The sequence below is a fragment of the Rhizobium sp. PP-CC-3G-465 genome, assembly GCF_004343445.1.
Taxonomy (GTDB): domain Bacteria; phylum Pseudomonadota; class Alphaproteobacteria; order Rhizobiales; family Rhizobiaceae; genus Ferranicluibacter; species Ferranicluibacter rubi.
On record NZ_SLYH01000005.1, the window covers coordinates 234,623 to 254,901 of the forward strand.

Sequence of the window (20,279 nt, forward strand, 5' to 3'; positions counted from 1 at the left end):
GAGATGTTTACGTCCCAGATATCAGCCTGGCCGCGACATGAGCTGGTGCGCTTCTGACGCAGCCTCGCGGATCGTCTGCAGCAGGATCGAGAGGGGCAGCGAGGCCATGCTATCCGCGCGCATGGTCAGCCCCACGGGACCGCGGGTTTCCCGGGTGTCGATCGGCAGTTTTGCCAGGGCGCCATTTTCGATATCGCTGGCGACGACGCCTTCGGAGATGATCCAGACGGCGTCGCTCATCTGGATGAATGCGCGTCCGAAGGCGTCCGAGACTGTTTCGATCTGGTCGGGGAGATGCCCCATCCCGTTGACGATCAGGAGGTTGTCGACGAAGGGGCGGATGATCGCGGTGCGCGTCGGCATCAGGATCGTATAATCGCTGAGACGGGAAAGCGGCGAGCTGTTGCGCGCCAGTAGCGGATGTCCTGCCCGGACGGCGAAGACGACCTGCTCGGAATAGAGATGCTCGAAGGTAAATCCGGTCATTTTCTCCGCTGCCGCCAGGCGGCCGATCACCAGTTCGAGATCGCCGACACGAAGCTGCTCGAGAAGCACGGCATTTTCGCCCGTGACGATCTTGACGCGGCTCCAGGTCTTTTCGTTCATGAAGAGCTGCATGGCGCGCGGCATGATATGCGTGGACACGGTCGGCAGTGCGCCGATGCGGATCGTCGGCGTCTCGCCGGAACGCTCACCAGACACCGAGTCGACGCCTTGCCGTAGCGCTGTAAGAGCCGCTCCGGCGTGTCTCAGGAAGACCTCACCATGCCGCGTCAACCGGATGCCGCGTCCCTCGCGTTCGATGACGGCGACACCGAGGATTTGTTCAAGCTCGCGGATGGTCTTGGTCACGGCTGGCTGACTGACGTGGAGGCCGGCCGCTGCCTTGACAACGCTTTTCTGCCGGGCGACCTCGACGAACGTCTGCAAGTGCCGGACCTTGATGCCGGATTCGCTCATGGATACATAACTCGTTGGTTATCGGTATCACCTGAATTATCATTTTACAGCACCGGATCAAGGCGCCATTCTGCGGCTGGGAGGTGAGCATGCGATTTGTAACCGTCAACCGCGTCACGATTCATCACGAGATCATCGGCGATCCGGCGAAAAAACCGGTGCTCGTCTTCATCAATTCGCTCGGCACCGATTTTCGTATCTGGCACGACGTGGCAGATCGTCTGCGGCACGCCTTCGCCATCGTTCTCTATGACATGCGGGGACATGGCCTTTCGGACATTGGTGGTGAGGCCTCAAGCATCGAGGATCACGCGGACGACCTGTCCGGCCTTCTCGATCATCTCTCCATTGGACGCGCCGTCATTTGTGGCCTGTCCGTCGGCGGACTGATTGCGCAGGCGCTGTACCAGCGCCGGCCGGATCTGGTGCGGGCGCTCGTTCTCTGCGCCACCGCGCACAAGATCGGAACGCCTGACATGTGGAACGGACGGATAAGGGCCGTCGAGGAGGGTGGGATCGAGGGTATTCTCGATGCCGTGATGGAGCGCTGGTTCACGCCGGCCTTTCGAAGCCCTGAAAATGCCGCCTATGCCGGCTATCGCACGATGCTGGTCCGGCAGCCGGTCGCGGGATATGCAGCCACATGCACCGCGATCCGCGATGCGGATTACACGGCTGCCGCCGCTCGCATAGCGGTTCCCACGCTCTGCATCGTCGGGGATCAGGACGGCTCCACGCCGCCGGACCTCGTGCGCTCCACCGCGACACTGATCCTGGGTTCCCGTTTCGAGATCATCGCCGATGCCGGGCACATTCCTTGTGTCGAGCAACCGGACGCACTGTCCGAAACCATAAGCACCTTCCTCCTCACTCTCGATCAAGAGGCTTGACGATGTCCGCGTTGAATTCCGAGCGATACCGGCAGGGCATGGCCACGCGGCGTGCTGTGCTGGGAGATGCACATGTGGACCGGGCCGAGGCTGCGGCCACCGAGATGGATCGGCCGTTTCAGGCGCTCATTACCGAGGCGGCCTGGGGCCATGTCTGGTCGCGCGATACGCTGACGAAGCGGGAACGCTCGATCGTCACGATCGCGCTGCTGGCGGCGCTTGGTCAGGACGAGGAGGTTGCCATGCATATTCGGGCGACGCTGAACACGGGAGCCTCGCGTGAGGATATCGGCGAGGCCCTACTGCATGTGGCGATTTATGCCGGCGTTCCCGCCGCCAACCACGCCATCAAGATTGCCAAGCGGACCTATGCCGAAATGGATGCCGCAGCGGAGCAGGGGGAGAGAGGATAAGATGTCGATACCATCCAATGACAAGCCGGAAACCGGCGCGTTCTTCGGACGAGACCGAACATGGCACTCGCCGGCACTCACCCCCGGCTACAAGACCTCGGTTCTGCGCGCGCCGCAGCGCGCGCTTCTGTCGCTGGATGGCACGCTGTCGGAAACGACAGGCCCGGTCTTCGGCCACGGAATGATCGGGGAGCAGGACAACGACCTGATCCATAATTTCGCCAAGCCCGGCGAAAGCGCGATCGGAGAGCGGATCGTTGTGCACGGTCGCGTACTCGACGAGCGTGGCAAGCCGGTGCGCGGCGCTCTGCTCGAGTTCTGGCAGGCCAATGCGGGCGGTCGCTACCGGCACAAGAAGGAGACCTACCTTGCTGCCCTCGACCCCAATTTCGGCGGCTGCGGTCGCGCGATCTGCGACGATGACGGCCACTATGCCTTTCGCACGGTCAGGCCCGGCGCCTATCCCTGGCCGAATGGCGTCAATGACTGGCGCCCGGCCCATATCCATTTTTCCGTGTTCGGACATGGCTTTGCCCAGCGGCTGATCACGCAGATGTATTTCGAGGGCGATCCGATGATCTGGAAATGTCCCATCGTCAATACGATCCCCGACAAGGCCGCCATCGAGCAGCTGATCGCGCCGCTCGACTGGAACAACACGATCCCCATGGACGCGCGCGCCTACCGCTTCGATATCATCCTGCGGGGCCGCCGCTCGACGCTGTTCGAAAACCGGCTGGAGGGAAACTAGATGCTCCGGTCAATCGACATACTGAAGGAAACGCCTTCGCAAACAGCCGGCCCCTACGTCCATATCGGCCTCATGCCGAACAGCTGCGGCATCGACGGCGTCTATGCCGGCGATCTCGGATCTGCGCTGGTGAACGAAAAGACGCTCGGGGACCGGATCACCGTCAGTGGCCGCATCTTCGACGGTGCGGACACGCCGGTGCGCGACGCTATCGTGGAGATCTGGCAGGCCGACAGTGCGGGCCTCTACAACAGCCCGTCAGAGAGACGGGGAACCGCAGACCCGAACTTCACCGGATGGGGACGCAGCGCGACGGCTGCCGAGGACGGTGTCTTCCGCTTCGAAACGATCAAGCCCGGCCGCGTGCCCTTCAAGGACGGGCGGATGATGGCGCCGCATGTCACCCTGTGGATCGTCGCGCGGGGGATCAATATCGGCCTGCACACACGGCTCTATTTCCCGGAGGAGGCCGAGGCCAACGCGGCCGATCCCGTGCTGCTGCGGATCGAACATCGGGCCCGCGTCGAGACGATGATCGCCAGCCGGAACGGCAACGACTATACGTTCGACATCCATCTGCAGGGAACGTCGGAGACCGTGTTCCTCGATATCTAGGGCATGTCCGGTGAACCCGTGTTTACCGGATATGCTTGAGGGCACGATATCGGAAACTAAGAAAGAGCCGACCCATGAGCATCGCCGCCTTCGATCATCCTTTCCTCTCCGGTCTTCTCGGCGATGACGAGGTTGCGGCTTTGCTTTCGGTGGACGCCGATATCAGGGCCATGCTGACCTTCGAGGCGGCGCTGGCACGCGCGGAGGGCGGGCGGGGGCTGATCCCGACAGCCTCCGCAGAGCGTATCGCCGAGGTTTGCGCAACATTCGCCCCGGATATCGCGTTGTTGAAGCAGGCGACCGCGACCGATGGGGTCGTCGTTCCCGAGCTGGTCCGGCAGCTTCGTCAGGCGGTCGGCGGTGCGGCAGCGGCACATGTCCATGTCGGCGCGACGAGCCAGGATGTCATCGACAGCAGCCTCGTCCTCTGCCTCAAGACGGTTTTCTCCCTGTTTGCCGGACGCATCGACGACCTCATTCTCAAGCTGGACGGGCTTGACGAGAGCTTCGGCGGGCAGCCTTTGATGGGGCGAACCCGCATGCAGGCGGCGATCCCGATCACGGTTTCGGATCGCCTGCGCAGCTGGCGCGCGCCCTTTGTACAAGAGCGGGAAAGGCTGGCTCACCAAATCCTTCCGCTCCAGTTCGGCGGTGCTGCGGGCACGCTGGAAAAGCTGGGTGCGGAGGCAGACGCCGTGCGCACCCTGATCGCGCAGGATCTGGGGCTGGCGGATACGCCACAATGGCAGAGCCAGCGCGGGTTTGTCGCCGATATCGGTCACCTCCTGTCGCTGATCACGGGGGCTGCCGGCAAGATGGGGCAGGACATCGCCCTGCTTGCGCAAGGTGGCGACGAGATCGCTCTCTCCGGCGGTGGCGCATCGTCTGCCATGCCGCACAAGCAGAATCCGGTCGCGGCGGAAACGCTTGTGGCGCTTGCCCGGTTCAATGCGGTTCAGGTTTCCGCCCTTTACCAGTCGCTCGTGCATGAGCAGGAGCGTTCCGGCGCCGCCTGGACGCTGGAATGGCTGATCCTTCCACAGATGGTCATGGCCACGGCCGCATCGCTGCGCCTGTCTCTTCAGATGCTCGATACGATCGCGCGCCTTGGCGCGAAGGCCTGAGAGAGGTTTTTTCAGCCCCAAGTAGCGGATGAGATGTTGCTCACCGGAGCCACCGGCAGGGATTTCCACCTGCCGGAAGAGCTCTCACGTCATCGGTGCCGCGCTCAGTAAGGCAGGCCGACATAGTTTTCGGCCAACGCTTTCGAGGCGGCTTCCGAATGGGTGAGGTAGTCGAGCTCGGCTTCCTGGATCTTCTGGTCGAAGGGGCCGGAGTCGGGAAAGCGGTGCATCATCGTCGTCATCCACCAGGAAAAGCGCACGGCTTTCCAGACGCGTGCCAGCGCGCGCTGGGAATAGGCGCCGATGCCGGCATTCGAGCGATCGGTGTAATGCTCCAGCAGACCCGAAAACAGGTAGTTCACGTCGCTTGCGGCGAGGTTCAGGCCTTTCGCACCGGTCGGCGGCACGATATGGGCGGCATCGCCGACGAGGAAAAGGCGACCGAAGCGCATGGGTTCGGCAACGAAGGACCGGAGCGGCGCGATCGACTTTTCGAAGGACGGGGCCGTCTGGAGGGCCTCCGCATGATGCACGGGCAGGCGCCGGCGCAGCTCATCCCAGAAGCGGTCGTCGGTCCAGCTCTCCACCTTCTCGTAGAGCGCGCACTGGATATAGTATCGGCTACGCGTTTCCGAGCGCATCGAGCACAGCGCAAATCCGCGCGGATGGTTGGCATAGATGAGTTCGTGACTGACGGGGGCGACGTCGGAGAGGATGCCCAGCCAGCCGAAAGGGTAGACCCGTTCGTATCCGGTGATCGCACCCTCGGGCACCGCCTTGCGGCTTACGCCGTGAAATCCGTCGCAACCGGCAATGAAGTCGCAGTCCAGCCGGTGCGCTGTCCCGTCCTTCTCGTAGGTTATGTACGGTTTTTCAGTATCGAAACCGTGCGGCTGGACATCAGTGGCGCCGTAGATCGTCAAGGCGCCGCCGGCTTCGCGGCGGTCCATCAGGTCGCGGGTCAACTCGGTCTGGCCATAGACCATGACGCGCTTGCCACCGGTAAGACCGAGAAGGTCGATCCGGTGATCGCGGCCGTCGAAGGCCAGCGAAAAGCCGTCATGCGGAAGGCCTTCGGCATGGAGCCGACCACTGGCCTTCGCCTTGTCCATCAGCGCGACGGTGCCTTCCTCCAGCACCCCGGCCCGGACGCGCCCGAGAATGTAGTCCCGGTCCGCACGGTCGAGAATGACGTTGTCTATTCCGGCCTCCGTCAGAAGCTGGCCCAGCAGAAGCCCCGACGGGCCCGAGCCGATGATGGCGATCTGGGTGCGCATATTTCCTCCCACGCTTCCACCTCCCACAGGTACGTTCGGCCCCGATTGTCGGCGGAGGAGGGCGTGACGACAATGGACAATCCCGGCAGAAAATTGCACAAATCGAACATCGGAAAGGAATGCATCATGCCGGGTGCCGTGCCCACCTACGATCTCTATGGCGAGCAGTCCGGTCAGGTACCAAGCCTCTGGCTGCACTGCGAAAGTATCCCGTCGCGCAGCCGTCTGCACCACTGGGAAATTCGCCTTCACCAGCACGAGAGCCTTTTCCAGATCCTGTACATTCAGACCGGATCCGCCGATGCTATCTTTGGTGAGGAGCGCCTTCTCGTAGAGCCGGATACGGTCATCACCGTTCCCCCCGGCGTGAGCCACGGCTTCCGCTTCTCCAGGGACACGGACGGGTTGGTCATCACGATCCTTGCCTCTCGCCTGAAGACGATGCCGGGCGGACGAAGCCCCCTCGGCGCCTGGCTTGCGGAACCAAGGGTGACCCGGCTCGACAGAGCCGATCCGGACGCGGCGTATGTCGCGGAGACGCTTCTGCGGCTCGGCCGGGAATATGCCGGGCAGCGAAACGGGCGTAACGATCTGCTCGACGCCTATGTCACGCAGGCCTTGCAGCTGGCAGCCCGTCTTTCGCAAGGCGGCGATGGCGGGACGGCGGATGAGCGAAGCCGCCGGATGGAGCAACTCGACGCCCTGATCAACCGCCATCTCCGCTTGCACAAGCCGGTTGCCTTCTACGCCGCCGAACTCGGCATTTCACCGACGCATCTGAACCGCGTCGTAAAGGCCACGAGCGGGCAGGGCGCGCACGAACTTCTCGCCGGTCGGTTGCTCGACGAAGCCAAACGCGAGCTGGTTTTTACCTTCGGAACCGTTCGGGAGATCAGCGACCGTCTCGGCTTTGCCGATCCTGCCTATTTCTCAAGGTTTTTCGTCAAGCATACCGGCAGTGCCCCGCGCGCGTGGCGCGAGGCAGAGCGCACGAAACTCAAGGATTCGAACGCCTAGCCATCTCGGCAAAGCCCGAAGGAGATATGCCGAACTCGTCCCGGAACCGCTTCGAGAAGTGGGATAGATTGCGGAAGCCCCAATTGAACGCGATGTCCGACACGCTTTTCGGAAAAGGGCCCGGGCGCGCGAGGTCGGCACGACATTTCTGTAGGCGACGCGTGAGGATGAGCGAGGCGAGCGTATTCGCGTCGCCTTCGAACAGGCGATTGAGCTGGCGCAGGCTCATGCCCATTTCGCGCGATATGCCGGTGGGACAGAGCTCGGGATCGTGGAGGTGGGTTTCGATGTATTGACTGACGCGTGTTCTGACGGCGGTGTGATAGGCCGAACGCACCTTCCCGTTCGAAAAGGCATGGGCGGTTTCAAGGACGGTCCACAGACGCTCCTCGTGGGATTGCCGCTGGGCAGTCGTCTCGACAAGACTGAGATCAGTTTCCACGACCTCCCGCAGCGCCCGTGAAACGATGCGCGTGGGATTGAGGAGGGCATCGAAGCGGACGGCCTCGTTCAGCTCCCAGCGCGGAAATCTCTTGCGGAAATCCTCTCCGGGAATTTCATAGATCACATGGCGCATCTGGGCTGGGAAGCCATGCATATAGGGCTTATTGGTGTCGTAGATAACAACGTCGCCCTCGCCGAGCATGCTGCAGGACTCGGCCCGGTTCACGAATGCCGAGCCTTTGCGCAGGAAGGTCAGGAAGACGCTGTCCTTCTCGAAGAGCCGGAGAAGGGACGGCGAACGCTCGATCACATGCTGGTTGCCGGTGATGTCGATCATCTTGATGGAGCCGAAGTCGCAATATTCGAACCGCGCTTCCAGCCCGCCCTCGGACATGCTGGTGCAGCGCAGGCCGACCACGCGCTCTGCGCAACGTTCCTCCCAGTAGTCGATACGGTCGTTGACGGCGACGTCACGCGTATCGAACGCTATGCCCGGATGCGCCTTGGCGCCACGCGGCACGACATGAGTACCTTCGAGCATTTCATCCTCCTCACCTCACATGGCCCTCCCAAGCCATGCGTATTGCATAAGGATCATATCTAAAAAACGGAACGGGTCAAACGGTGAGGTAGCCGCCATCGATCGGCAGGACGATGCCGGTAACGTAGCTCGCGGCCGGACTGGCGAGGTAGACGATCGCATCGGCGATCTCCCGGGCTTCGCCCCAGCGGGCAAAGGGGATGCGCGCCATGATGGGGCCGGAGGCGGCCTCGTTGGCGAACAGGCCCTTGCTCAGCGGCGTGACGATCCAGCCGGGCGCGACCGCGTTGACGCGCACCTCCGGCGCAAATTCCTGCGCAAGAGATTTGGTCAGCTGGACGATGGCACCCTTGGAGGAGGCGTAAGCCGGCCTATCGGCAGCGCCGAAGGTCGCATACATCGAGGCGATGTTGACGATCGCCGAGCCGCTGCCCATCTTCGGCCGCGCCAACCGGGACGCTTCCATGACGGGGAAGAAGTTGATGGACATCACATCCGCAAACGTCTCGGGATTCCACTCGTTCCGGTCGCGACTGACGCCGGCACAGTTGATGAGCACGTCGATGCGCGGCAGCGGATCGAGAAGAGCGGCAAGCACCGCGCCATTGCGGACATCCAATTCCGTTACCGAAACATGCGGTCCAGCCGGCGCTTCCGGACTGCCGGCGTTCAGGCCTGCCACGTGCACCTCGGCACCCAGTTCCGCAAAGGCTGCCGCCGCCGCTGCCCCGATACCCGAGGTGCCGCCGATGACGACGACGGTCTTTTCCTTGAACAGATCCGGCACAAAGCTCATGATCGTTCTCCTTTTTCTTGGGGATTGATGAGGATTTTCACATCGTCGCCCGGCTTGCGCAGGCGCTCGAGACCGTCCGTCACCGCGTCGGTCAGCGGGACGTCCCGCGTAACGATCCGCGACGGATCGAAGAGGCCGCTTGCGATCATGCCGATCAGGTCGGGATAGATGTCCCGATAGCCGACGGAGGCGATGAGCTCCAACTCGCGGTTGACCATGTCGAAGCCGTCGAGTGAGACCCGACCGTTACAGAGACCAACGAGGACCACGCGGCCGCCCTTGCGAACCGAAGCGAACGCCGCGTCGAGCGTCGATTGGATGCCGACGGCCTCGAAGGCGACATCCACGCCGTTTGCGACAGCCGCAAGATCCTGATCCGTGGCGTCTACGATGTCGGTGGCGCCGAGATCGCGCGCCAGGGCCAGGCGCACTTCGGAAACGTCGCTGACGACGACCCGTCTTGCCCCCGCCACACGGGCGAGTTGCGCGATCAGAAGCCCGATCGGACCCGCGCCGGCCACGGCAACGGTATCGCCGGCGCGAACGCGGCCGCGCCGCAAAGCATGCAGGGCAACCGCCGCCGGCTCCAGCACCGCTGCTTGGCGATCCGTCACGGCATCGGGCAGGGGATGCAGCATATAGGCGGGGACGATGGCTTCCTCGGACATTCCGCCCGAACCCATCAGGCCCGCAAATCCCATGTCGATACAGAGATTGTATTCGCCGCGCCGGCAGGCTTCGCAGCTGCCGCATCGATATTCGGGCTCCACCGCCACCCGCGTGCCCACGGCGATCGCGACGCCTGCCGCAGCCTCGGTCACCACGCCCGTGAACTCGTGGCCGATCACGAGTGGCGCCGTTTCACCGGAGACGCGATGCGGTTTCCCAACCGGGATCGCGTGCGGCCCATTCGCATATTCGTGCAGGTCGCTGCCGCAAATGCCGCAAAAGGACACGGCGAGGCGGACCTCGCCGTTTCGCAGCGGTCGGCGCGGGCGACGTTCGATCCGAACATCGCCCGCGCCATGCCAGACAGCAGCCAGAAAGCCGGTGTCGTTTTCCCGAGACATCAGCGGATCAGGGCGTTGATGTAATCGGCGCCGAGGCCGACCTTCTCGTAGTGTTCGCGTGCCATGCGGATGTAGTCGTGCACGTCGAAATAGCCGTTCGGTTCGCCATCCTCGTCCAGCCAGACCAGCGGCCCGGTGACCTTGAAGTGCACCCGCATCGGCTCGTCGCTCTCATAGGCGATCAGCGTGTGCCCTTCACCGGGCGTCTCGTAGACGAAGTCGCCGGCTGTCGCGGTCCAGTCATGTTCGAGGTAACCCCACTTGCCGGAGATCGTGTAGGCGAAGACCTCGTGCGGGTGATAGTGGCGGTTCACGAGCCCGGCCTTCTTCGCCATGAGCACGTCGCACCACATGTTCTTCTCCGGAGAGATCCAGAGCGGCCTCGATGAGACCGTTTCCGTGAACGGGACGTAATATTTGTCGTCCTCGGTCGGAGCATTCGGAAGATAGACTTCCGGTTTCGCGTCCGGCTGAAAGACCTTGGTGATGGGCTTGATATCGCGCCAAAACTCGCTTGTCGCTGCTTCGGGCATGGTGTTCCTCCCTGGATGCCTTCAAGAACGCGCAGCAAAACTGCCGCCATGCTTACAATAGTGATCCTGATCGATCGGGCTTTGCTGAGAAGGACAGAGCTTTTTGCTCTGAGGGAACATTGCATTCCCGGGCCGCGACAAGGCGATTTTCTGGCGCTAACACCGATGTCGGCACGCACTGACGAGGGGGATGCGGGAGGAGCCCGGCTACCGGGAACGCATCGTCTCGTTGGGCGAAACGCCGAAGGGAGGAACCATCATGACGATACCGAAGGTACTGACGCGTCGCACAGCCCTCAAGGGGCTCGGCGTCGGGGCGCTTGCCCTTTCTGCTCCAGCCTATCTGAAAGCAGCCTCCAACCCGACGATCCGCATCGGCTTCGTCAGTCCGCAGACCGGAGCCATGGGCTCGTTCGGCGAGACGGATGCCTATGCGCTGGATTTCATCCGCAAGCATATCGGCGCCGGACTGGACATTCGCGGCACGACCTATGCCGTCGAGATCATCGAGCGGGACTCGCAGTCGAACGCCAACCGGGCGGCGGAAGTGGCCGGCGAGCTGATCCTCAACGAAGAAGTCCAGATCATCATTCCCGCCTCCACGACGGATGTGACATTGCCCGTTTCGGAGCAGGCGGAGCTGAACGGCGTCCCCTCCGTCTCCTCCACCGCCCCCTGGCAGGCCGTCATCATGCCGCGCGGCGGCGATGCCTTCGAGTGGACCTACCATTTCTTCTGGGGCCTCGAAGACATCATCGCGTCGTTCGTCAACATGTGGTCGAGCGCGGAGACGAACAAGAAGGTCGGTCTGCTGCTGCCGCGAAACACGGATGGCGAGGTCTGGGGCAGCGAGGAATTCGGTCTGCCGCCGGCCCTGCGCGCTGCAGGCTTCGAGGTGGTCAAGCCCTCGCTCTTCGAGCCGCGCACCAACGACTTCTCCGCACAGATCGCCGCCTTCAAGAGTGCCGGCTGCGATATCCTCGGCGGGCTCGTCTTTCCTGGCGACTTGCGCACGGCGGCCATCCAATGCGCGCAGCAGGGTTTCAAGCCGAAGATTGCCACGATTGCCGCCGGCCTGCTGTTTCCCTCCGCCGTCGAGGCGCTGGGAAGCCTCGGCAACGGCATGTCGACCGAAGTCTGGTGGACGCCGGCCTTTCCCTATGCCTCCACGCTGACAGGGGAAAGCTCCGCTCAACTGGCGGCCACCTGGGAAGAGAAGACCCGCAAGCAGTGGACCCAGCCCTTGGGATACTCACATGCTATCTGGGAGGTCGTGCTCGATACGCTGAAGCGCGCCGAGGATCCGCTCGATCGGGCTTCTGTGCGCGATGCATTGAAGGCGACCGATCTCACCACAATGGTCGGCAAGGTCAAGTGGGCGAACGGCCCGCACCCCAACGTCTCTAAGACCCCGATTCTCGGCGGGCAGTGGCGCAAGGGCGAAAAATGGCCCTATGATCTGAAGATCGTCGAGGCGAAGACCTATCCGATCATGGAACCCCAGGCCAAGCTGGAGATGATGTCTTGGCAGGGCTGACGGATGCAAGCCCGGAGGGCCACGCCGGACGCGCGGCTCTTCTGTCCGCCCGGAACCTGTCGAAATCCTTCGGTGCTCTGCGCGTGACGCAGGACCTGTCGTTTGAGGTGGGTCGGGGCGAGGTGTTCGGGGTGCTCGGCCCGAACGGGGCCGGCAAAACAACGGTCTTCAACCTCATCAGCGGCGATATCGCCGCCGATGTCGGTGCCGTGGTTCTGGATGGTCAGGATATGACCGGTATTCCCGCCTTCAAGCGGGCCGCAAAGGGGATCGGCCGGACCTACCAGATCCCCCGTCCCTATACGCAGATGTCGACGTTCGAGAACCTGCTGGTCTCCGCGACGTTCGCCGGGCAGATGCGGGGGCAGGCCGCCTACGATCATTGTGCGACGACGCTGGACGAATGCGGACTGGGCGACAAGGCGAACCGCCCGGCGGGCAGCCTGACACTGCTCGACCGCAAGCGGCTGGAACTGGCCCGCGCCATGGCGGGTAAGCCGAAGCTCTTGCTGCTGGACGAGATCGCCGGCGGGCTGACGGATGGCGAGGCGAAGGATCTCGTGACGCTGATCGCGCGGCTGCGGGATCGCGGCGTGACGATCATCTGGATCGAGCACGTGCTGCACGCCATCATGGCCGTCGCGGACCGGATGATGGTGCTGAGCTTTGGTGAGAAGATTGCCGAGGGCAAGCCGGATGCGGTGATGCGGGACGCCGAAGTCCGCCGCGTCTATATGGGGATCGAAGCATGAGCGAAATGCTATTGAAAGCCCGCGCGCTCTGTGGCGGCTACCGCGATTTCCAGGCGCTGTTCTCGATCGATTTCGACGTGGCAAAGGGCGAGGCCGTCGCGCTGGTCGGCGCCAATGGTGCTGGAAAATCCACCCTGTTCAAGACGCTCGTCGGTTTGCTTCCGGTCAAGAGCGGCACACTGACCTTCAATGGGCGCGATATCGCCGCCATGCCCGCGCACACACTGTCGCGCCAGGGACTGGCGCTCGTCCCCGAAGGACGTCGGCTTTTCAAGGGACTGACGGTCGAGGACAATCTGCGCGTTGCTCTGGATCACGCGCGCACCGTCGAGCCGGGTGAAACCGTCTGGACCCTCGAGCGTCTCTACGATCTCTTCCCGATCCTCGCCGAACGGCGTCGGCAGGTGGTCGAGAAACTGTCGGGCGGGCAGCAGCAGATGGTGGCCATCGGCCGCGCGCTCATGGCGCAGCCGAAGCTGCTTCTCTGCGACGAGATCAGCCTCGGCCTCGCACCGAAGGTCATCGGCGAGATCTACGCGATGATCCCCAGCATCCGCGCGACCGGCACTGCCATCGTCATCGTCGAGCAGGACGTATCCCTCGCACAGCGATGCGCCGACCGTATCTACTGCATGCTGGAAGGCCGGATCACCCTGACGGGAGCGTCGTCGGACATCTCTCGCGAGCAGATAACAGAAGCCTATTTCGGGGTGAAACATGCGGTGGGTTGATGCAATCATTCAGGGCACGCTGCTCGGCGGGCTCTATGCCCAGTATGCCATCGGTATGTCGCTGATGTTCGGGGTGATGCGGATCGTCAACATCGCGCATGGCGACCTCGTCGTCCTCTTGGCACTGATCGGCATTTCGCTCGCGGCTGTCTTTGGGCTCGGCCCCGGGTTCCTGGTGCTGCTGCTGGTGCCGATCGGTGCGCTCGTCGGCTGGGCACTTCAACGGTTCATCCTCAACCGGCTCGTGGGCGACGATCCGCTGCCGTCGCTGATCGCGACCTTCGGCATATCCATTGCGCTCCAGAATGCCATGCTCGCCATCTGGTCCGCCGATACGCGGTCGCTCGACGCGGGCGCGTTGGCCAGCAAGTCGTTCCAGATCGGCGAGATGTATATCGGTCTGCTTCCCATCCTCGTCTTCGTCACAGCCGTCATCCTCACGGCGGGCCTGTCCATGGTGCTCAAGGGCACGAAGTTCGGCCGGGCCTTGCGGGCTGCCGCCGCCGACCGGGATGCCGCGACCCTCTCCGGCATCGATACGAAGTCGATCTATGCCAAGGCAACGGCCGTGGCGGTGGGTATTCTGGGGATTGCCGCCGTCTTCCAGGCCACCCGGACGACCATTGCGCCGGCTGATGGCGGCGGGCAGCTGATCTACGCCTTTGAGGCCGTCATCATCGGCGGCATGGGCTCCATCTGGGGTGCCTTCCTCGGTGCGATGGTTCTCGGTATCGCCCAGGTCATCGGCTCGCGGATTGATCCCGGCTGGGGCGTCCTCGCCGGACATCTCGTCTTCCTCGTCGTTCTCGCATGGCGCCCGCAGGGCATCATGTCCCGCAAGTAAAGGAGGGATTGCGACATGACAGATCCTCATTTCGCGACGGTGCACCGTCACACGTCCTCGAGCCGGATTGCCATCGGCTGCGGCCTCCTCCTCGTGCTTGCCATTCCCAGCATGCCGTTCTGGGCGTCGAGCGGCCACATCCGCTGGGCCGTCGAACTCGGCTGCTTCATCGCCATCGCACAGATGTGGAACCTGCTCGCCGGCTATGGCGGCATGGTCTCGGTCGGGCAGCAGGCCTTCATCGGCCTCGGCGGTTACGCCCTCTTCGTTCTCGTCACGCTTTTCGGGGTCGATCCGTTCCTCGCCGTCCCGCTCTCCGTCATCCTGCCCGCGCTCGTCGCGGCACCGGCCTACATGCTGCTGCGGCGCCTCGACGGCCCTTACTTTGCCATCGGCACCTGGGTGCTCGCCGAAGTCCTGCGGCTGATAACCTCCAATATCGGAGCGGTGAATGCGGGTTCCGGCATGACGCTGAAGGCGATGGCGAAGTACAGCGCCCATCAGCGCGAGATCGGCCTGACGCTGCTGGTTGCACTGCTCCTGTTGCTCACCGTCGGCGGAACATATCTGCTCCTGCGCTCGCGGCTGGGTCTGGCGCTGACGGCCATGCGTGACGATGCGGTCGCTGCGTCTTCGCAGGGCGTCAACGTCGGCCGCATGCGCTTCTCGGTCTATCTTCTGGCTGCCGTGGGCACGGGGCTGGCGGGCGCCATCTACTTCATGGCGCAGCTGCGCATATCTCCCACAAGCGGGTTCGATCCCAACTGGTCGTCCATCTGCATCTTCATCGTGATGGTCGGCGGCATCGGGCGCCTCGAAGGTCCGATCATCGGAGCGCTTCTCTACTTCTTTGCCACCCGGCTCTTCGGCCAGTACGGCTCGGCCTACCTCGTCGTCCTCGGCCTCCTCACGCTTGTGGTCGCTATTCGCGCACCCACCGGCCTCTGGGGACTGATGACCCGCCTGCGCCCCTGGCCGTGGTTTCCGACCGGCTACATTCTGACCAAGGGCTAGCGTCGGACGAAGACCATCGGCTCTGTCGCGGAAAATTCAGAGGCTGCTTTGTCGGATGATCAGCCCGGGCTCGATGTTGACCTGCATCGAGCCGGAGGCTCCATTGAGGAGATCGAGAATAAGACTGCCGGTGCGCCGGCCTATCTCACGCGAATGCGCATCGATTGTCGTAAGCGAGGGGACGCAGACACCGGAAATTTCGTAGTTGCCGAAGCCACCGATGGCGATCTGGTCGGGTACGACGATACCGCGCCTCTGGCACTCCGTGAGGGCGCCGAAGGCGGAGAGGTCGGAGACGCAGATAACAACCTCCGTATCTGGGTACTCCTGCAGAAGCCGCGCCATGGCATCGGCGCCTTCCCGCATGGAAATCGGCGGTGCGCCGGCCGCTATCAGGCGAATGTCGTCGTGCCCATGCGCTTTCATGGCCGCGACAAAGCCGCGCCGCCGGTCGCTTCCGCGCGTGTCCCGCCCTTGGTCGCCGCCGATAAACGCGATCCGCTTGTAGCCGACCGAAACGAAATGATCGACCATGGCGCGCACGGCATCGGCGTTCGAGAACCCCACATAATGGCCGATCGGCTGGTCCGGTACGTCCCAGGTCTCGACCACCGGGATCCGGGCATTCTCCAGCAGCCGGCGTGCGCGCGGCGTATGTCGCCCGCCCGTGACGACGATTGCCTGAGGATTGCGCCGCAGCAGCTGCTCGATCAGTTGTTCCTCGACGTCCATGTCGTAATTCGTATAGCCGAGCAGTGTCTGCATGTTTCGGCCGGACAGGATTTCCGACAGGCCTGCGACCGTATCGGCAAAGTTCGCGTTGTTGATCGACGGGATCGTGACCGCGACGAAATCCGTCTTCTGCGAACGAAGGTTTGAGGCCGTCGCATGGAAGATGTAACCGAGTTCCTCGGCCGCGGTTAAGATGGCGCTGCGGGTCTCCGGGCTGATGACGCTATCGGCCTTCAGAGCGCGCGAAACCGTCATGGCGGAAACGCCAGCCTTGCGAGCGACGTCGCTCATCGTCGGCGATTTCCGATCCGAACTCATGGGAAAAGGCTTATCTTCAGGCACGGGCGCATGTCACAGCGAGGCGGTGATGCCACCATCCACATAGAGGATATGGCCGTTGACGAAGGACGATGCGCCGGATGCAAGGAAGATGCAGGCGCCGACCAGCTCTTCGACCTTGCCCCAGCGACCAGCCGGCGTGCGCTTTTCCAGCCATGTCGAAAACGTCTCGTCGGCGACGAGCGCGGCGTTCAGCGGCGTGTCGAAATAACCGGGCGCGATGGCATTGCACTGCAGGCCGTACTTCGCCCAGTCTGTCGCCATGCCCTTCGTCAGATTGCCGACGGCACCCTTGGTCGCGGTATAGGGCGCGATACCGGGGCGGGCGAGCGCCGTCTGGACGCTCGCGATGTTGATGATCTTGCCGGCACCCCGCGCGATCATGTGGCGGGCAACGGCCTGGCCAACATTGAAGACGCTCGACACGTTGGTGCGCAGCAGCCTCTCGAAGGCGTCGGCCGGGAACTCTTCCAGCGGCGTGCGATACTGCATGCCGGCATTGTTGACCAGGATATCGATGGGGCCAACATCCGCCTCGAACCGATCCACCGCCACGCGCGCCGCCTGATGATCGGTGGCGTCGAAGGCGAGATGGTCGACCGGCGTTTCGAATTGCGCTGCCGCTGCCGAAAGCTTCCCCGCATCGCGCCCGTTGAGCACGATATGCGCGCCGGCGGCCTGCAGGCCATGGGCAAGCGCAAGGCCGATCCCTTGTGACGATCCGGTGATCAGAGCCCGTTTCCCGGAAAGGTCGAACAGCCGTAGCGACATGTTTTTCTCCTGATGTCTCTCGACAAAGTCTTCTGGCTCCGTTTATGTTATCGATAACATATCCTGTCAAGCCATTCCCTGGACATGCGGGCCCTGAACATACGGGCCCTTAGCACGAAAGCCCCGAACGCGAGAGCCATGATGACAAAACCGCATATCCTTCAGGTCGGTCCCTATCCGGAATGGGACGAGACTCCCCTGAACGCCGCGTTTGCGGTCCATCGCTATTTCGAGGCGGCGGATAAGCAGGCCTTTCTGGCCGAGATCGGGCCCGACATCCGGGGCATCGCGACGCGTGGCGAACTGGGCGCCAGCCGCGCCATGATCGAGGCGTGTCCGAACCTCGAGGTCATCTCCGTCTATGGCGTCGGTTACGATGCGGTCGATCTCGCCGCCTGCCGGGAACGGGGCATCCGCGTGACCAACACGCCGGACGTGCTGACCAAAGACGTGGCTGATCTCGGCGTCGCCATGATGCTCTGCCAGTCGCGCGGCGTGATCGGTGCGGAAACCTGGGTGCGGGATGGAAGCTGGGCCGGGCGGGGTCTCTATCCCCTGCGCCGCCGGGTCTGGGGCCGTCGTGCGGGCATCCTCGGCCTCGGCCGCATCGGCCTGGAGGTCGCAAAACGGCTGAAGGGCTTCGATATGCAGATCTCCTACAGCAGCACCCGGCCCAAGCCTGAGGCCGATGGCCTGACATTCGTGGCCGATCCCGTCGCGCTCGCGCGGGACGTGGATTTCCTGTTCGTCACGCTGGCGGCCTCTGCCGCCACGCGCCACATCGTCGGCCGCGAGGTCATCGCGGCACTTGGGGAGAATGGAATGCTGATCAACATCTCCCGTGCGTCCAACATCGACGAGGAGGCGCTGCTCGACGCCTTGGAACAGGGAACGCTCGGCTCGGCGGCACTCGACGTGTTCGAGGGCGAGCCCGCGCTCAATCCGCGCTTCCTGGCGCTCGACAACGTCCTCCTCCAGCCGCACCACGCTTCGGGCACCATCGAGACCCGCAAGGCGATGGGGCAGCTGGTTCGCGACAATCTGCAGGCGCACTTTGCCGGCGCGCCGCTCCCAACGCCGGTCCTGTGAGGTTGTTATCATGAAAGCCATTATCGCCCATGCCGCAAAGGATCTCCGCATCGAGGAGACGGCGGACGAGCAGGCCGGTCCCGGCGAGGTCCGGCTGCGGCTTGCCACCGGCGGCATCTGCGGCAGCGACCTGCACTACTATCATCACGGCGGCTTCGGCGCGGTGCGTCTGAAGCAGCCGATGATCCTCGGTCATGAAGTTTCCGCCTATGTCGAGGCTCTGGGCGAAGGCGTTGACGGGCTGGAGATCGGAGACCTCGTCGCCGTGTCGCCATCCAGGCCGTGCCGTACGTGCAAATATTGCCAGCAAGGCCTGCACAATCAGTGCCTGAACATGCGTTTCTACGGCAGCGCCATGCCGTTTCCGCATATTCAGGGCGCCTTCCGCGAGACCCTCGTTGCGGACGCCTACCAGTGCGTTCCCGCCGGCGATCTGTCGCCCGGCGAAGCGGCCATGGCGGAGCCGCTGGCGGTGGTCTTGCATGCGACGCGCCGGGCGGGAGACCTGCTCGGCAAGCGGGTGCTCGTCACTGGCTGCGGACCGATCGGCGTGTTGTCGATCCTGGCTGCGCGGCGTGCCGGTGCCGCGGAGATCGTGGCGATCGACCTTTCCGACTTCACGCTCGCGATGGCAAAATCAGCCGGCGCCGACCGTACGATCAATACGGCAAGCGAACCCGATGCGCTGGCGCCTTACGCGGTGGACAAAGGCACGTTCGACATTCTCTACGAATGCTCGGGGGCTGCACCGGCGTTGCTCGGCGCCATTCCCGCCCTGCGTCCGCGCGGCATCATCGTCCAGCTCGGCCTAGGCGGCGACATGACCCTGCCGATGACGGTGATCACCGCCAAGGAGCTGGACCTGCGTGGCTCGTTCCGCTTCCACGAGGAGTTTGCCACGGGCGTCGCGCTGATGCGCAAGGGCTTGATCGACGTCAAGCCGTTGATCACGCACACCGTTCCGCTCGATGATGCTCTCTCCGCCTTCGACATCGCCTCCGACCGCAGCCGAGCGATGAAGGCGCAGATCGTGTTTTCCTGACGTGCGGCCAGGGAAAGGCCGGCCCTCGTTACCGGCCTTTCCCTGATGTACTGCCCGTCCAACTCCAGTGACCCTCGGCCCCCAGCCTCTCCACGACCGAGAGAACGATGTTACGGACCTCGATGACGGCCCGGCTGGGCGGATGGTTGACCGGCATGTCGAGAACGAGCCGGCGCTGGAGGCCGGGCTTCACCAGTGTCGCGGTCGACAGGCGTTCGTTCTCGTGATCGGCGTAGATGGCACCACGCCCGAGGATCGTGACGCCCAGTCCGGCACGGATGGCGGCCTTCGTGCTCGCCACGCCTTCGATTTCCCGGATGATATTGATCTCGCGCCCGAGCATCAGCGCCTGTCGTTCGAGAAGAATGCGAATCCCGTGTCTGCGCGTGGGCAGGATCAGCGGTAGTCCGAGCGCCTTTTCGATCGTCAGCGTTTCACCGTGCGCAAACTGCCCGTTTGCGCCGACGGCAAACAGCACCTCATCGAACAAAGGGATGGCGGCCGGCTTGGCAACGCCCTCGAGGGTGACGGCGAGATCGTAGAGCTTCGTGTCCACCCCGACGCGCAGCGCCTGGCTGTCCCCCTCGCTGATCGTCAGTCGCACCTTGGGAAAGCGCTGCGCGCACGCTTCGATGACGGGAATGCCGAGGATCGGGCTGATCGAGCCGAGAATGCCCAGCGACACGTCGCCGCTCGGATGTTTTGCCTGTTCCTTCGTCGCGATCTCCGCCTGATCGACGGCCCTGAGGATCGCCTGGGCGTGGGTCAGCAGCGTCTGGCCGGCCGCCGTCGCCGTCACGCCGCGCGGCGTCCTGTTGAGCAGCAGAACCCCAAGCTGCTCCTCCAGTGCCCGCATGTGCGAACTCAACGCCGGCTGCGCGACACCCAGTTCACCGGCTGCGCGGGTAAACGAACCGAGTTCCGCGATCTTGCTGAAATACCGCATCTTCAAAAGATCGAGCGTCATCGTCTCATGCCCAGTCCATATCGAATGCAT

The 20,279-nt window shown here is 63.5% G+C and carries 22 protein-coding genes; 13 read left to right on the forward strand and 9 right to left on the reverse strand.

The annotated features are described in order from the left end of the window. Positions 1-21: 21 nt before the first annotated feature. Positions 22-960: a pca operon transcription factor PcaQ gene (gene pcaQ / locus C8J33_RS18745; RefSeq protein ID WP_110801638.1), complete on the reverse strand. Its 939-nt coding sequence runs from the start codon at positions 958-960 to the stop codon at positions 22-24. An 89-nt stretch (positions 961-1,049) separates the two neighbouring features. Between pcaQ and pcaD the strand changes: the two genes are divergently transcribed. From pcaD to C8J33_RS18770, 5 genes are all read left to right on the forward strand, one after another. Beyond that, positions 1,050-1,850, forward strand: coding sequence for a 3-oxoadipate enol-lactonase (gene pcaD / locus C8J33_RS18750; protein ID WP_110801639.1), 801 nt, complete (start codon positions 1,050-1,052; stop codon positions 1,848-1,850). A gap of 2 nt (positions 1,851-1,852) precedes the next feature. Then, on the forward strand, positions 1,853-2,263 hold the full coding sequence (pcaC, locus tag C8J33_RS18755; protein WP_110801640.1) for a 4-carboxymuconolactone decarboxylase: 411 nt from the start codon (positions 1,853-1,855) through the stop codon (positions 2,261-2,263). Between the two features lies 1 nt (position 2,264). Then, entirely contained in the window at positions 2,265-3,014 is a 750-nt protein-coding gene (pcaH, locus tag C8J33_RS18760) for a protocatechuate 3,4-dioxygenase subunit beta (protein ID WP_092936626.1), read from the forward strand. Next, on the forward strand, positions 3,015-3,629 hold the full coding sequence (gene pcaG, locus C8J33_RS18765) for a protocatechuate 3,4-dioxygenase subunit alpha (protein WP_110801641.1): 615 nt from the start codon (positions 3,015-3,017) through the stop codon (positions 3,627-3,629). Between the two features lie 74 nt (positions 3,630-3,703). Next, on the forward strand, positions 3,704-4,753 hold the full coding sequence (locus C8J33_RS18770) for a 3-carboxy-cis,cis-muconate cycloisomerase (RefSeq protein ID WP_110801642.1): 1,050 nt from the start codon (positions 3,704-3,706) through the stop codon (positions 4,751-4,753). A 104-nt stretch (positions 4,754-4,857) separates the two neighbouring features. Here the strand turns inward: C8J33_RS18770 and pobA are convergent, their stop codons facing one another. After that, positions 4,858-6,030 (reverse strand): 4-hydroxybenzoate 3-monooxygenase, encoded by a 1,173-nt coding sequence (gene pobA, locus C8J33_RS18775; protein ID WP_132665023.1) that lies wholly within the window; start codon positions 6,028-6,030, stop codon positions 4,858-4,860. A 126-nt stretch (positions 6,031-6,156) separates the two neighbouring features. On the opposite strand from pobA, the gene C8J33_RS18780 reads away from it, so the two are divergent. Beyond that, positions 6,157-7,047: a helix-turn-helix domain-containing protein gene (locus C8J33_RS18780; protein ID WP_132665024.1), complete on the forward strand. Its 891-nt coding sequence runs from the start codon at positions 6,157-6,159 to the stop codon at positions 7,045-7,047. On the opposite strand, the gene C8J33_RS18785 is transcribed toward C8J33_RS18780, so the two are convergent. The 4 genes from C8J33_RS18785 to C8J33_RS18800 form a co-directional block, all read right to left on the reverse strand. Beyond that, the gene (locus tag C8J33_RS18785; RefSeq protein WP_110801644.1) at positions 7,028-8,032 is read right to left on the reverse strand and encodes a helix-turn-helix domain-containing protein; all 1,005 of its coding nucleotides are present in this window, start codon (positions 8,030-8,032) and stop codon (positions 7,028-7,030) included. The genes C8J33_RS18780 and C8J33_RS18785 overlap by 20 nt on opposite strands. A 76-nt stretch (positions 8,033-8,108) precedes the next feature. Further along, positions 8,109-8,828: an SDR family NAD(P)-dependent oxidoreductase gene (locus C8J33_RS18790; protein WP_110801645.1), complete on the reverse strand. Its 720-nt coding sequence runs from the start codon at positions 8,826-8,828 to the stop codon at positions 8,109-8,111. Next, positions 8,825-9,898, reverse strand: coding sequence for a 2,3-butanediol dehydrogenase (locus tag C8J33_RS18795; protein WP_110801646.1), 1,074 nt, complete (start codon positions 9,896-9,898; stop codon positions 8,825-8,827). The genes C8J33_RS18790 and C8J33_RS18795 overlap by 4 nt, the downstream gene beginning before the upstream one ends. Continuing rightward, positions 9,898-10,431 (reverse strand): 2,4'-dihydroxyacetophenone dioxygenase family protein, encoded by a 534-nt coding sequence (locus tag C8J33_RS18800; protein ID WP_110801647.1) that lies wholly within the window; start codon positions 10,429-10,431, stop codon positions 9,898-9,900. Before C8J33_RS18800 ends, C8J33_RS18795 begins: the two co-directional genes overlap by 1 nt. 259 nt (positions 10,432-10,690) lie before the next feature. Between C8J33_RS18800 and C8J33_RS18805 the strand changes: the two genes are divergently transcribed. From C8J33_RS18805 to C8J33_RS18825, 5 genes are read left to right on the forward strand one after another with little or no spacing between them, the layout of a single operon-like run. Continuing rightward, positions 10,691-11,968, forward strand: a complete 1,278-nt coding sequence (locus C8J33_RS18805; RefSeq protein WP_132665025.1) for an ABC transporter substrate-binding protein — start codon at positions 10,691-10,693, stop codon at positions 11,966-11,968. Beyond that, positions 11,965-12,720 carry an ABC transporter ATP-binding protein gene (locus C8J33_RS18810; RefSeq protein WP_245420149.1) on the forward strand — a complete coding sequence of 252 codons (756 nt, stop codon included), beginning with the start codon at positions 11,965-11,967 and terminating at the stop codon, positions 12,718-12,720. The genes C8J33_RS18805 and C8J33_RS18810 overlap by 4 nt, the downstream gene beginning before the upstream one ends. Next, complete coding sequence (locus C8J33_RS18815; protein ID WP_110801648.1) at positions 12,717-13,451, forward strand: ABC transporter ATP-binding protein; 735 nt, start codon at positions 12,717-12,719, stop codon at positions 13,449-13,451. Before C8J33_RS18810 ends, C8J33_RS18815 begins: the two co-directional genes overlap by 4 nt. Further along, on the forward strand, positions 13,438-14,295 hold the full coding sequence (locus tag C8J33_RS18820; RefSeq protein WP_110801649.1) for a branched-chain amino acid ABC transporter permease: 858 nt from the start codon (positions 13,438-13,440) through the stop codon (positions 14,293-14,295). Before C8J33_RS18815 ends, C8J33_RS18820 begins: the two co-directional genes overlap by 14 nt. A 15-nt stretch (positions 14,296-14,310) precedes the next feature. Then, complete coding sequence (locus C8J33_RS18825; protein WP_110801650.1) at positions 14,311-15,309, forward strand: branched-chain amino acid ABC transporter permease; 999 nt, start codon at positions 14,311-14,313, stop codon at positions 15,307-15,309. Positions 15,310-15,345: 36 nt separating this feature from the next. On the opposite strand, the gene C8J33_RS18830 is transcribed toward C8J33_RS18825, so the two are convergent. Together C8J33_RS18830 and C8J33_RS18835 are read right to left on the reverse strand one after the other, a co-directional pair. Further along, positions 15,346-16,359, reverse strand: a complete 1,014-nt coding sequence (locus C8J33_RS18830; protein ID WP_110801651.1) for a LacI family DNA-binding transcriptional regulator — start codon at positions 16,357-16,359, stop codon at positions 15,346-15,348. 33 nt (positions 16,360-16,392) lie between these two features. Next, positions 16,393-17,151, reverse strand: a complete 759-nt coding sequence (locus tag C8J33_RS18835) for an SDR family oxidoreductase (protein WP_110801652.1) — start codon at positions 17,149-17,151, stop codon at positions 16,393-16,395. Positions 17,152-17,292: 141 nt separating this feature from the next. On the opposite strand from C8J33_RS18835, the gene C8J33_RS18840 reads away from it, so the two are divergent. Next, complete coding sequence (locus C8J33_RS18840) at positions 17,293-18,240, forward strand: 2-hydroxyacid dehydrogenase (RefSeq protein WP_132665038.1); 948 nt, start codon at positions 17,293-17,295, stop codon at positions 18,238-18,240. Positions 18,241-18,250: 10 nt separating this feature from the next. Continuing rightward, complete coding sequence (locus tag C8J33_RS18845; protein WP_110801653.1) at positions 18,251-19,282, forward strand: L-idonate 5-dehydrogenase; 1,032 nt, start codon at positions 18,251-18,253, stop codon at positions 19,280-19,282. A 28-nt stretch (positions 19,283-19,310) separates the two neighbouring features. On the opposite strand, the gene C8J33_RS18850 is transcribed toward C8J33_RS18845, so the two are convergent. Further along, positions 19,311-20,249, reverse strand: a complete 939-nt coding sequence (locus C8J33_RS18850) for a LysR family transcriptional regulator (RefSeq protein ID WP_132665026.1) — start codon at positions 20,247-20,249, stop codon at positions 19,311-19,313. Positions 20,250-20,279 lie beyond the last annotated feature (30 nt).